The sequence below is a fragment of the Anaerococcus hydrogenalis DSM 7454 genome, from assembly GCF_000173355.1.
Taxonomy (GTDB): Bacteria; Bacillota; Clostridia; order Tissierellales; family Peptoniphilaceae; genus Anaerococcus; species Anaerococcus hydrogenalis.
On the sequence record NZ_ABXA01000044.1, the window covers coordinates 25,146 to 38,037 of the forward strand.

General features: G+C 31.6%; 12 protein-coding genes and 1 pseudogene. 6 read left to right on the plus strand and 7 right to left on the minus strand.

Features of this window, described 5'->3' with window-relative positions; translation table 11 throughout:
- The first annotated feature begins 6 nt into the window (after window positions 1–6).
- The 4 genes and pseudogenes from ANHYDRO_RS07845 (at window position 7) to ANHYDRO_RS07860 (ending at window position 4,792) form a co-directional block, all read left to right on the plus strand.
- Window positions 7–995: pseudogene (locus ANHYDRO_RS07845) on the plus strand (dihydroxyacetone kinase subunit DhaK).
- A 22-nt stretch (window positions 996–1,017) separates the two neighbouring features.
- Entirely contained in the window at window positions 1,018–3,009 is a 1,992-nt protein-coding gene (gene tkt / locus ANHYDRO_RS07850; protein ID WP_004815424.1) for a transketolase, read from the plus strand.
- Between the two features lie 13 nt (window positions 3,010–3,022).
- Window positions 3,023–3,469 carry a ribose 5-phosphate isomerase B gene (gene rpiB, locus ANHYDRO_RS07855; RefSeq protein WP_004817967.1) on the plus strand — a complete coding sequence of 149 codons (447 nt, stop codon included), beginning with the start codon at window positions 3,023–3,025 and terminating at the stop codon, window positions 3,467–3,469.
- A 102-nt stretch (window positions 3,470–3,571) separates the two neighbouring features.
- On the plus strand, window positions 3,572–4,792 hold the full coding sequence (locus ANHYDRO_RS07860) for a diphosphate--fructose-6-phosphate 1-phosphotransferase (protein ID WP_004815430.1): 1,221 nt from the start codon (window positions 3,572–3,574) through the stop codon (window positions 4,790–4,792).
- Between the two features lie 21 nt (window positions 4,793–4,813).
- On the opposite strand, the gene ANHYDRO_RS07865 is transcribed toward ANHYDRO_RS07860, so the two are convergent.
- Together ANHYDRO_RS07865 and ANHYDRO_RS07870 are read right to left on the minus strand one after the other, a co-directional pair.
- Window positions 4,814–5,053, minus strand: a complete 240-nt coding sequence (locus ANHYDRO_RS07865; protein WP_004815432.1) for a hypothetical protein — start codon at window positions 5,051–5,053, stop codon at window positions 4,814–4,816.
- A complete protein-coding gene (locus tag ANHYDRO_RS07870) occupies window positions 5,050–5,538 on the minus strand; it encodes a dihydrofolate reductase (protein WP_004815434.1) in 489 nt (162 codons plus the stop codon). The genes ANHYDRO_RS07865 and ANHYDRO_RS07870 overlap by 4 nt, the downstream gene beginning before the upstream one ends.
- Window positions 5,539–5,660: 122 nt before the next feature.
- Between ANHYDRO_RS07870 and fsa the strand changes: the two genes are divergently transcribed.
- The gene (gene fsa, locus ANHYDRO_RS07875; protein WP_039914440.1) at window positions 5,661–6,308 is read left to right on the plus strand and encodes a fructose-6-phosphate aldolase; all 648 of its coding nucleotides are present in this window, start codon (window positions 5,661–5,663) and stop codon (window positions 6,306–6,308) included.
- A 107-nt stretch (window positions 6,309–6,415) separates the two neighbouring features.
- On the opposite strand, the gene ANHYDRO_RS07880 is transcribed toward fsa, so the two are convergent.
- Genes ANHYDRO_RS07880 through ANHYDRO_RS07890 form a run of 3 tightly spaced genes read right to left on the minus strand, consistent with a single transcriptional unit; the run spans window position 6,416 to window position 9,549 of the window.
- Window positions 6,416–8,308, minus strand: a complete 1,893-nt coding sequence (locus ANHYDRO_RS07880) for an aryl-sulfate sulfotransferase (protein WP_004815437.1) — start codon at window positions 8,306–8,308, stop codon at window positions 6,416–6,418.
- The gene (locus ANHYDRO_RS07885; RefSeq protein WP_004815440.1) at window positions 8,308–8,616 is read right to left on the minus strand and encodes a thioredoxin family protein; all 309 of its coding nucleotides are present in this window, start codon (window positions 8,614–8,616) and stop codon (window positions 8,308–8,310) included. The genes ANHYDRO_RS07880 and ANHYDRO_RS07885 overlap by 1 nt, the downstream gene beginning before the upstream one ends.
- On the minus strand, window positions 8,617–9,549 hold the full coding sequence (locus tag ANHYDRO_RS07890; RefSeq protein WP_004815443.1) for an NAD(P)/FAD-dependent oxidoreductase: 933 nt from the start codon (window positions 9,547–9,549) through the stop codon (window positions 8,617–8,619).
- Window positions 9,550–9,785: 236 nt separating this feature from the next.
- Here ANHYDRO_RS07890 and ANHYDRO_RS07895 point away from each other — a divergent pair, with 236 nt between their 5' ends.
- Window positions 9,786–10,733 carry a 2-keto-3-deoxygluconate permease gene (locus tag ANHYDRO_RS07895; protein ID WP_004815444.1) on the plus strand — a complete coding sequence of 316 codons (948 nt, stop codon included), beginning with the start codon at window positions 9,786–9,788 and terminating at the stop codon, window positions 10,731–10,733.
- A gap of 42 nt (window positions 10,734–10,775) precedes the next feature.
- Here ANHYDRO_RS07895 and ald read toward each other — a convergent pair whose 3' ends face one another.
- Window positions 10,776–11,888 (minus strand): alanine dehydrogenase, encoded by a 1,113-nt coding sequence (gene ald / locus ANHYDRO_RS07900; RefSeq protein WP_004815446.1) that lies wholly within the window; start codon window positions 11,886–11,888, stop codon window positions 10,776–10,778.
- Between the two features lie 65 nt (window positions 11,889–11,953).
- Window positions 11,954–12,772, minus strand: a complete 819-nt coding sequence (locus ANHYDRO_RS07905; RefSeq protein ID WP_004815448.1) for a Cof-type HAD-IIB family hydrolase — start codon at window positions 12,770–12,772, stop codon at window positions 11,954–11,956.
- Window positions 12,773–12,892: the final 120 nt, after the last annotated feature.

Here is a 12,892-nt window from a genome sequence, read left to right on the forward strand (position 1 = left end):
ATTTATATGAAAAGATTAGTTAACAATCCAGAAGACATAGTTGAAGAATTAATAGAAGGTTATACAAAAGCCTTTGATGATGTAAAAGTTTCTGAACTTAGTGGAAGAGTAGTAGCAAGAAAAAATATCGACAAAGATAAGGTAGGAATAATTATCGGTGGTGGTAGTGGACACGAACCATTATTTTTAGGATATGTTGGAGAAGGTTTTGCAGATGCATGTGTAATAGGTCACATTAATACATCACCAGACCCATATGCTGTATATAATGCCATAAAAGAAGTAGGTTCTAATAAGGGAGTCCTATTGATGTATGGAAACTATACTGGAGATGTTCTAAACTTTGATATGGCTCAAGATATGGCAATAGCTGAAGGTTATAAGGTTAAATCTATCCAAGTAACTGATGACGTTGTTTCAGCAGAAGATAAAGATGGTAGAAGAGGAATTGCTGGTGATATTTTTGTAATGAAAATTGCAGCTGCAGCGGCAGATCTTGGATATGAATTTGATGAAGTTTATGAGCTTGCCCAAAAAGCAAATGACCTAACAGCTTCAATGGGTGTAGCTTTGGGAGCTGCAGATGATCCAAGAACAGGCCATGAAATGTTTAACCTAGAACAAGGACAAATGGAAATTGGAATGGGTATACATGGAGAGCCAGGAGTTAGAAGAGGAAAAATCGAAACTTTAAACGAAGTTGTAGATGAGATTACTGATCCTCTTATAAAAGAGCTAGACTTAAAAGAAAATGACGAAGTAGGAGTTCTAATTAATGGTCTTGGAGCTACTCCTTACATGGATTTATTTGTAATGAATAAAAAATTAAGTGAAATTTTAGAAGAGAAAAAATAAAAGTAAATAGGACTTTTATTGGAACATGTGCATCTACTATGAATATGCCAGGCCAATCAATTACTCTTATAAAACTTGATGAAGAATTAAAGAAATTGTTAAATCACCCATGTGATGCACCATATTTCAAGATAAAATAAAGAAAAAAGGAGAAAAGAAATAATGTTTAATAATGAAGATCAAAAAGCTGTTGACGCCCTAAGGGTCTTGTCAATATCTCAAATTGAAAAAGCTAACAGCGGCCACCCAGGACTTCCTATGGGGGCTGCTCCAATGGCTTATGTACTTTGGAATAAAGTTTTAAATACAAATCCTAAAAATTCTAAATGGATAAATAGGGATAGGTTTGTCCTATCAGCAGGACATGGATCAGCTTTGTTATATTCCTTATTACATCTTTCAGGATTTAATCTTAGCCTTGACGATTTAAAAGAATTTAGACAAGTCGGTTCAAAAACTCCAGGACATCCAGAAAGAATGCATACAGATGGAGTTGAAGTTACAACTGGACCACTAGGTCAAGGTGTTGCTAATGCAGTAGGTCTTGCTATGGCAGAAAAGCATCTTTCGAAATTATATAATAAAGATGATTATAAGCTTATGGACCATTACACATATGCCTTATGTGGTGATGGAGATTTGATGGAAGGTGTTGCTCATGAGGCGATTTCTCTAGCTGGTCATTTAAAATTATCAAAATTAATTTTACTTTATGATTCAAATGATATTTGTTTGGATGGAGACTTATCTACATCATTTACTGAAAATGTAGAAGAAACTTTCAAGGCTTGTAATTGGTCATATATAAAAGTTGAAGATGGAAATAATCTTGAAGAAATTTTAAAGGCTATTGAACAAGCTAAAAGCGACAATGATAAACCAACTCTTATAGAGGTAAAAACTACTATAGGTTATGGTTCAGAAAATGAAGGTACAAATAAGGTTCACGGATCACCAATAGGAGCTGATGATTTTAAGAAAGCCAAGGAAAGATACAATTGGGTAGATGATGACTTTGTAATTTCTGATGAAATTTATAAAACTTTTGAACAAATCCAAAAAAGAGGAAAAGAAGAAAATCAAAAATGGGATCAGATGTATGATTCTTACAAGAAAAATTATCCTGACCTTGCCCAAGAACTTGAAGATGGCTTTAATAGAAAATTGCCAAAAAATTGGATAGATAAGGTTAAAAAATATTCTCCAGAAGATAAGGCAATTGCAACAAGGGCATCATCTCACGAAATCCTTCAAGATATTGCAAGAGAAATTCCTAACTTGTGGGGAGGAAGTGCCGACTTATTTTCTTCAAATAAAACTGATATAAAAGATACTGTGGCATTTAGAGATGAAAGTCCAGAAGGAAGAAATGTTTGGTATGGAGTTAGAGAATTTGCTATGGCAACAATTGCAAATGGTATTTTAGCTCATGGAGGATCCTTCCACCATGTTTCAACTTTCTTAGTATTTTCTGATTATTTGAAATCAGCTGTTAGGGTTTCAGCCCTTTCAAAATTACCAACAACTTATGTATTTACTCACGATTCAATAGCTGTTGGAGAAGACGGACCTACCCACCAACCAATAGAACAACTTGCTATGTTAAGGTCTATTCCTGATACAATTGTCCTAAGACCAGCAGATGCAAACGAGGTTAGGCTATCATGGAAAATTGCCCTCGAAAGTAAAGAAAAACCAGTAGTAATAGCTCTAACAAGACAAAATGTTTCTAATTTAGAACAAACTACAAAGCTTGATAATATTGATAAGGGAGCTTATATAATAAGTGATAGTGACAAGAAGCCTGAAGGAATTCTTATAGCTACAGGATCAGAAGTTGAGCTTGCTTTAGAAACAAAAGAAATTCTTAAAAAACAAGGAAAAGATATAAGGGTTATATCTATGCCTTCAATGGAATTGTTTAGAGATTCTGGAGAGGACTATATAGAAGAACTTTTACCTATGGAGTGTAAAAATATAGTTTCAATTGAAATGGGTACATCTTTTGGTTGGGGTGAATTTACAGGAAGAAATGGTCTAAATATATCTATAGATAGGTTTGGAATTTCTGGAGAAGGATCACAAGTTCAAGAAGAATTAGGATTTACAGCTGAAAAAATAGCTGAAGCTTACAATAAAAAATTTGATAAATAAAAAGGAGAATAAAATGAGAGAATACATTATTGGATGTGACTGCGCAGCAGTAGAATTAAAAAATACAATTAAAGAATTATTAGAAAATGAAGGTATCAAAGTTGAAGATGTTGGAGTAAAAACAGTTGAAGATGGAACCTACTATCCAAATGTTGCAAAAACTCTTTGCGAAAAAATCCAAGAATCTGACTATGAAAAAAGAGGAATCCTTGTTTGTGGTACAGGTATAGGAATGGCAATATCTGCTAATAAATGTAAGGGAATTAGAGCAGCTGTTTGCCATGACCAATATTCAGGAGAAAGAGCTGTATTATCAAATAACGCAAATGTATTTTGTTTTGGCCAAAGAGTAATAGGACCAGAACTTGCTAAAAAAATTGTAAAAGAAATTATTAGCCTAGAATTTAAAGATGGTTCTTCAACACCTAAGGTTGAAGCTATAAATGCATTAGAAAAGTAATTTAATATGTTTTTAATGATGGGCATAGAAATATGCCCATTAAATTTTTAAGTGAAAAAAATAGGGTAAAGTATATAGGTAATAAAAAAATAAGGAGGCTTTATGAATTGTCTTGTTGGACAGTCAGGTGGACCTACTGCTGTAATCAATTCTTCATTGGCTGGAGTTATTCAGTCAGGAATTGACTTAAATTATGATGGAATTTTTCTATCATTAAATGGCATTGAAGGAATTATAAATAAAAATATAAAAAAAGTTGATAAGGATCTATTTGAAAAAAATTTTGGAAAAGATAGGCTTAAGAAAAGACCTTCATCTATATTGGGATCTTGTAGGTATAAACTTCCTGAAGATTTGGATGATGAGGTATATGGTAAAATTTTTGAAAATTTCAAAACATATAAAATAGATACTTTTGTATACATTGGAGGAAATGACTCCATGGATACTGTAATGAAGTTGAATGCTTACATAGAAAAAAATAAAATTGATTGGATAAATGTAGTTGGATGTCCAAAAACTATAGATAACGACCTTTGTGAAATGGACCATTCTCCAGGTTTTGGATCTGCTGCTAAATTTGTTAATACAGTTTTAAGACAAGTTAGGCTAGATTGTGACATTTACCCTATAAAATCAATTACCTTTGTTGAAATAATGGGAAGAAATGCAGGCTGGCTAACTGCTACTTCTTATCTTTCTAATTATAAAAGAGATAAGGATGTAGTAAATCTTTTATATCTTCCTGAAGATGAAAAATCATTAGATCAGATAAAAGAGGAAATAAAGGAAAAATTAAAAGAAGATAGTAACCTTGTAGTTGCAGTATCAGAAGGTTTTATGGATAAAGATTCCCTTTTAGAAAATGAAAAACAAAAATCTTTTGATAAGGGCTTCAACCATCCAATTATAGCAGGAATTGGACAAAAAATTTCTGACTATATCCACAAGGAATTAGAAATAAAAACTCGTTGTGTAGAACTTAATATAGTTCAAAGAACAAGCTTTTTAATTTCAAAAACAGACTCTGATGAGGCCTTTGAGCTTGGATACTTAGCTTTGAAAGAAGGAAAGGATAAGACAAATATAGTTCCTTTCTTAAAAAGAGAAGAAAACAATCCTTATAAGGTTTCCTATTCTACAACAAATCCAGCTAATATAGCTAACAAGGAAAAGAAAATTCCGAAAGAATGGTTGGCTAATAGAAAAGTTTTAGAAGAAAAAATGATAGAATATGCCCTACCACTAGTTCAAGGCCAAATAGACCAAGAATATTCAGATGGTATTTTTGATTATATAAAGTTAGAAGATTTTGCAAAATAAAAAGACCCCATAGGGGTCTTTTTATATGAATTTTATTTCTTCCTTATCGCTTATCATTACTGGGATTCCAACTTGATTTGTTTGGATTTTTTCTTTAAATTCAATTTTTTTATCCCTATAAGATAAAAATCTTTTTAAATTTGCCATAGATTCAGTTATATCAACTAAGACTGCCTTTCCATAATATAGGGGGTCTTTTTTATAATTTTCTATTACCTCAATACAATCGGGGCAAAGGGAGCTTACAAAAATTTCAATCATTTTATCCTCCTGTACACAAGATACTTGTAGGTCGTATTATCTTCTATAATTTCTTCAGATTCTTCTATAAGGCCAAAATTTTTATCTTTATCAAAGTTATGAAGGTAGGTATCAGCATCTTTTTTTGCATAAATTTTTGTAATAATAGCTTCATCACAATAATCTAAAAGCAAGTCAACTATTTGGCTTCCACCAATTACAAAAACTTCCCTATCTTTTTTGTTTTCCTTTATATATTTCAAAAGTTCATCTACATCACTAAATACTAGGGCATCATCAAGTTTTAAGTCTTTATTTCTAGTTAGGACTATATTTTCCCTCTTTGGAAGGGCTCCGTGCATGGATTGGTAAGTTTTTCTTCCCATAATTACTATATTATTCAAAGTAGTTTTTTTAAAATGAGCAAGGTCTTTTTTAAAATGAAAAAGTAGCTTATTATCTTTACCAATTCCAAAATTCTCATCAACTGCTAAAATTATTTTCATAATTACTCCTTTTTTAAATCTTATATCTTATTTTATCATTTTAAAGTAAAAATTAAAACTATGAAAACTTTTTTTATAAAAGTATAATATAAATATAAGTATGAAAAATAAAGGAGTAAATGATGAAATTTTTTCTAGATACTGCAAACGTTGATCAAATAAAAAGAATTAATGATTTAGGCCTATGTGATGGGGTTACAACTAACCCATCTATTATAAAAAAAGAGGGAAGAGACTTTAAGGAAGTTGTTACAGAAATAGCATCTATAGTTGATGGACCAATTTCTGCTGAAGTTACATCTTATGATTACGATTCTATGGTTAAGGAAGCCTTAGATATTGCAAAATGGGCAGATAATATTGTTGTAAAAATCCCTATGACTGAGGATGGATTAAAGGCTATAAACACCCTTTCAAAAAAAGGAATTAAAACAAATTGCACATTAATTTTTTCAGTAAGTCAAGGACTTATGGCAGCAAAAGCTGGGGCAACATATATTTCACCATTTGTTGGAAGAATTGACGATATGGGAGAAGATGGGGGAGAATTAATTTACAATTTAAAAACTGTCTTAGATAATTATGGCCTAGAAAGCGAAATTATTGCTGCATCAATTAGGACAAACAAACACCTAGAAGAAGCAGCACTAGCAGGAAGCCATATAGCAACAATACCAGGAAGTTTATTTGAAAAATTATGGACACATCCATTAACCACTCAAGGAATTGAAAACTTCAAAAAAGACTGGGAAGCTTTTATAAACAAATAAATTTAAAAAAAGAGTTAGTTTTGCCTAACTCTTTTTTAAATATTTTAAACACAGTAAAGATTTATACAAAAAAACCAGAGCTATTAGCTCTGGTAATTTTTTTTATATTAAGCTTCTATTGTAACGCCTGTGTCGTATTTCTTATCGTCGATTATAACTTTTACCTTATATTCGCCTTTAAGTCCTTCTTTCATTACAACTGTTCTTGTGTCTCTATCATCATCTGTTAAGAATGTACCTGAACACATTGCTCCACGGATATTGTTTGATGCTGTTGAAATGAAGTATTGGTGTTCTTCTGTATCATTTTCAAGAACTAATGCAGCTAATTGACCTTTTTCGAATTTAGCATAGAAAGTTAGCATATCGAATTGATCTTCAATTCTTGCTTCTCTCTTAGGATCTATTAAGCCTTCAGCTTCTTCTGCAGGAATTTTTACATCATTTTCTACAGTTTTTGCGTTTTTACCTACTATTTCACCTTTTCCAAGTGTTAGGTTGTTTGAACCTTCCTTGTAAAGAGAAATTTTTTCAGCTCTGTAGTAGTTTGATTTTGTTTTTAATTCCAATTCTTTTTTGCCGTGGTTCATTATAACAGTTGATGAATATAATTTTGCTCCATCATCATTATTTTGAATCAAAGCACCAAGTGAATTTGAAGGATTTCCGTCACCATCAAATGCGATTCCACCTGAGTGCATTAAATAATAATCTTCTCCGTAATAAACCATGTTACAGATATATGGTGAGAACCATTCAGCTCCTCTTTCTTTACCATATTGGTAAGTTTGTTCGATTTCCATCTTATCTGTATCTATTCTATAAATAACTCCTCTTGAGTAGTTATCTTTTGCATCTAGATATTTATCAGGATTATTTGTTCCGAAATGGTGGTTATCAAAACATCCAACATCTCCATTTGGTGTATGGAATACTGAGTGTTGTTCATATTGCCATCCGAAATCTTCTTGTCCTGCTTTTGGTGTGAAGAAATATTTTTGATATTTTTCAGGCCAGCATTCAGGATCTCCTATAATCCAGTTAAGTTCGTGTGTATCATAGTCTATGTTTACCATAGCGTTCATATGTCTTCCTGAAAGTGAGATTGAATTTGTGTATTTGTCATACCACAAAGAGTTGTTGTGGAACCAATCTTCATCAGACCATGATCCAGATTTGTTAGCGCCTGGTTCTAAGAATTCTTTGTAGTTAATTGTCTTTTTAACTTCACCAGTTTCTCTATCAATTACATAAAGTCTATCTTCAACTGTATGATCTTCAAAATCTCCAGAAAGAACCATCAAGTCTCCATTGTCCATAAAGATTTGATCGTGGTGGTAACCGTTTGGAATTCTGTATTCTCTGTAAATTTTACCAACTAGGTCAAATTCATAAAGTCCTGATAAAACATATGGCATTTTGATAAGTCTGTCTGAACTCATCCAGAAATGTCCATCGTTTGTTTGTTTGATATCCCAAATCAAAGCTCTATCAAATTTAATTCTCAAATCTCCTCTGTAGTCAGTAGCTATAGAAAGGTCACTTGTTGCAGGACATGAGAATATAACTTGGTCTTTTAAATATTCTTTTGTTGTATCCATTGAAATGATATTTTTATCAGTATCAACATCTGCAACTTTTATTGTATGAGTAACTTTCTTATCTGGGTTTTGATATGGCCAAATTTCAATTTTATTTTCATAATCATTGTAAAGACCAACTATAGGAAGTACGTGTTCTTTAGCTTTTGGGAAAGTATGGATTAAATCTCCTTCTTTTTCCTTACCCTTAATTACAATTGTAAAAGCCATTTCCTCTTCAGTGTTAAATAACATAACTGCTGAAAGAGCATTTACTATGTATGGGTTATATTTAATCAAAGGATTATCAAATGTATAAGAACCTTCTCTAAGTTCCTTTAACATTTTTTCTTCGTTTTTATGTTGGATTTCTATTAAGTGCTCATTGTAAACATATTTTACGTGCTTATTTTCTGTCATTATATATACTCCTTTATCATTTTTTCAATTACTGGTTTTTGTTGTAATGCTTGCTTTCTTTCAACTTCTTCGCCATCTTTGAATAAGATGATTGTTGGGTAACCTTCAACACCATATTTTTCAACAGTTTCTTTGTTTTCTTCAAAACAAACTTTAACTATTTTTACTTGTTCAATTTCCTTGTCAACAGCATCAAGTATAAAACTTAACATCTTACAAGGTCCACATGTTCTAGAAAAGAAATCTACAAGTACAAGACCTTCTTTAATTTCTTCTTCTAATTCAACTCCATTTACTTCTTTAGCCATCTACATCTCCGTTTCTAATTTTTTAACATAGTCAAAGGCTCTTTGACCTGCTATAGCACCATCATTTACAGCTGTTGCAACTTGTCTTAAATGTTTAATAGTGCAATCACCAACTGCAAATACACCATCAAGACCTGTCTCCATAAATTCATTAACCTTTACATATCCTCTTTGGATATCAATGCCAAGATTTTGAGCATAGTCTGTTTGTGGGATAGCCCCAATATATTCAAAAACTCCGTCAGCTTCAACAGTTTCAACTAAGCTTTCGTCGTCTTTGTTAGCAAATTTTACAGCCTTAAGTAGGCCATCTTCATTAGGAATAAATTCCAAAACTTTTTTATAAGGATGAACTGTAACGTTATCAAGTGATCTTAAATGTTCTGCACTTGAAGGATCACTTGTTAGGTCGAAATCAGTAATAACTGTTATAGATTTTACAAATTCTGACATGTAAATACTTTCATCTACTGCAGAATTTCCACCACCAATAACAACTACATCTTTATCATCATATTTGTGTCCATCACAAATTGCACACCATGAAATTGATTTTCCAGAAAGTTCTTCTTCACCTTTAATACCTAATTTTCTAGGGGTTGTTCCTGAAGCTATGATCACTGATTTTGTTATTATCTTATCTTCAGATTCAAGTGTAGAAATTTCTTTGGTTTTTCCCAAATCTTTTATGTCTGTAACTGTTTTATAATCAAACTCTACACCTAGGTGCATTACTTGCTCAAACATTTTTATAGCAAGGTCTGCTCCGTTAATAGAGGTAAATCCTGGATAATTTTCTATATCAAATGTATTCAGAACTTGGCCACCAGCAGATAACTTATCTAATAAAAGCACATTTAAGTTAGCTCTTTTAGCATAAATTGCAGCTGTTAAGCCTGCGGGACCTGCGCCCACAATTACTAAATCATACATACTATAACTCCTTTGTCTAATAATTAACTTTTTAAATACATTTTAATTATATGATATTATGATAAGGATTTCAAATATAGCTATGAATTAAAAATATTTATAAAATTAAATTTAAATATATAATATTTAATTTTATAAAGGTATTTTACAAGTGAAATTTAATTTGCTACAATGTAGGTAAATTCTTAACAATCCTCATAGATTGTTAAAATACATATAAAAAAATAGGAGAACAAATGCTTAAATTAATGAGAAAAATCCCTGGAGGGATGCTAATAGTACCAATGATCATTGCCATGGTATTTACAAATATTTTCCCAAATGCTCTTCATATTGGTGGAATGACCGAGGCTACTTTTACAGGTAAGGGAAGTCAGGCAATGATAGGAATTTTATGTTTTATATCTGGAGCTAACATCGATATAAAATCGGTTCCAAAAGTTATTAAAAAAATGGGATCATTGATGTTGGTTAGGGCAATTATAGGAGTTTTATTAAATATAATTTATGTGAAATTGTTTGGATTTGAAGGAGTTTTAGGAATTCCTGCTCTTGCAGTTATGTCAACAACTTGTATATCAGCTGCCTTATACCTTGCCTTAACTTTAGATTATGGTTCAGACCTTGATATTGCTGGATTTTCTTTTGCAGGACTTTTAGCAAATCCTGGAATAATGATTTTATTATATTCTTTAGGTTCGGAGGGAGAACTTGATGTAATGACTATAGTTTCATCATTAATTCCTTTAATAGTTGGACTTATAGTAGGAAATCTTGATAAAGAATTTGCATCTTTTATACATCCAGCTACAGGAATGTTGATGCCATTTTTAGGATTTACTTTTGGTGCAGGAATAAATATATTAGATGCTTTAAAACAAAGTTTAAATGGAGTTTTATTAACTCTTCCAATATACTTTATTTCACTTCCAGCTATGATATTATTTGAAAGAAAAGTATTAAAAACAAATGGTGTAGCATCATTTGCCCTTTCAGCAGTTGGGGCTATTGCCTTATCACTACCACAATTATTACAAGATATTGATCCGGTAGTTGCTGCAAATGCTAGTGCCTTAACATCACAATTGGCATTTTTGACAATTTTCACATCAATTCTCACACCAATATTATTATCAAAATATTGTAAAAAAATGGGAATAGAAAAAAACAAATTAGAAAGATAAAAAATAGGGGGATAAAAAATCCTCCTATTTTTTTGCTTATTTTTAGTTAATATTTAATTCTTTATATTCAAATCCAGTATCTTCAGCAACACCCTCGTTTGTTACATAGCCATCGTAGGTATTTACAGCTGTGATAATTTCTGGAGATTTTTCGCAAGCTTTTTTAAGGCCTATGTTTGCAATTGTTTTTATATATCTAGTAGTTGCATTTGATAGGGCATAGGTAGATGTTATTGCTACAGCTCCTGGAATATTTGCAACTGCGTAGTGAATTACACCGTGTTTTACAAAAATTGGATCAGAGTGGCTTGTTGCATGTCCTTTTGTAATATCTGTTGAACCACCTTGGTCAATAGCAACGTCAACTATTACAGATCCTTCTTTCATTTGCTTAACCATATCTTCCTTAATAAGTTGTGGTGCACGTCTTCCTGGAATTAAAACTGTTGAAATAACCAAATCAGCATCCCTAACAGATTCTTCAATATTCATTGGGTTTGAATAAACTGTTTCGATTTTATCTGGAAGTATATCTTGCAAATGACTTAAAGCTTCAATATTTACATCCAAAACAGTAACTCTTGCTCCCATTCCTACGGCAATTTTTGTAGCTCCTGTTCCTACAGTTCCTGCACCAACAATTACAACGTGAGCAGGTCTTACACCTGGAACTCCTTGAAGTAAAATTCCTCTTCCACCTTCAGGCTTTGTAAGATATCTTGCCCCTTCTTGAACAGCCATTCTTCCTGCAATCTCACTCATTGGGGTAAGTAGAGGTAATTTGTTGTCAAGTCTTAAGGTTTCATAGGCTATTGCAGTAACTTTTTTATCTACTAATTCTTTGGTTAATTCTTCGTTACTTGCAAGGTGAAGGTAGGTATATAAAATCAATCCTTCTCTTAAATACTTATATTCTTCTTTTAAAGGCTCTTTTACCTTATATATTATATCTGCACTTTCCCAAACTTCTTTTGCAGAATCTATAATTTTTGCCCCTACTTCTTCATAATCTTTATCTTCAATTCCAGAATCAATTCCGGCATTTTTTTCTATTAATACTTCATGACCAGCTTTAACTAACTCAGAAACGGCACCAGGTACTATTGCAACTCTGGATTCTTGGTCTTTGATTTCTTTTGGTACTCCTATTATCATATTTCCTCCTTTATTTAATAAGATAGTCTAATATGGTTATACCCAATTTGTTATAAAATAATTTTTTAATTATTTTTATTAAAAACAAATTTTTCCAAATAATAAGCTATCCCATCTTCATCATTAGTTTTTGTAATAAAATCTGCCTTTGATTTCATAAAATCAGTTCCATTTCCCATTACAACTCCACTTCCTGCCATTTCAATCATGGTTAGGTCATTTTCTTCATCACCAAAAGCAATTACATCATCCATGGTCATGCCAAAAAATCCAGCGATTTCTTTTAAACTCTTCCCCTTATCAATTCCTTTTGGCATTATTTCATAAAAGCGTGGGGTAGACTTAACTTGGGCAGTTTTATCAAAAAATTTTTCTTTTAATATCTTTGACTGATCATCTATCAAGTCTGGATAATATGAGAACATAATTTTATTTGGAGCAAAATCTAGGCTATAAGCCAAATCATCAATTACCTCATAGTGGGTAAAGGCCTTTTCGCAAATTTCTTTTAATGTATAAGTATCTTCAGAAGAAGTAAGAACTCCATCATCAGAATAAATTATATAGTGCATATCAAGATTTTTCTCGGAAAATTGCAAGATTTCCTTAGCTAGATTTAAGTCTAAGGTGTGATTAATTATCACTTCACCTGTTTTATAATTTGTAATTCTTCCCCCGTTAAAATTTGAAAGAAGGCCTCCAAATTTTTTAAATTCCAAAATATCAGCAAAAGGATAAACTCCAAAAGGATCACGGCCTGATGCTATAACAACAATATGTCCAAGCTCTTGAGCCTTGATCAGAGCCTTTTTAGTTTTTTCAGTAATTTCTCTTTTAGAATTTAATAAGGTCCCGTCTATGTCAACTGCAATAAGTTTTTTCATCTTAACTCCTTTTTCTTTTCTTTTTATATACTATATTGGTCAAATATTTTTTATCAAAAAATAAATATTTTAATTTTGAGTCCTTTTATTTTAAAAAATTAAAAAAATAGGGTAATAAAA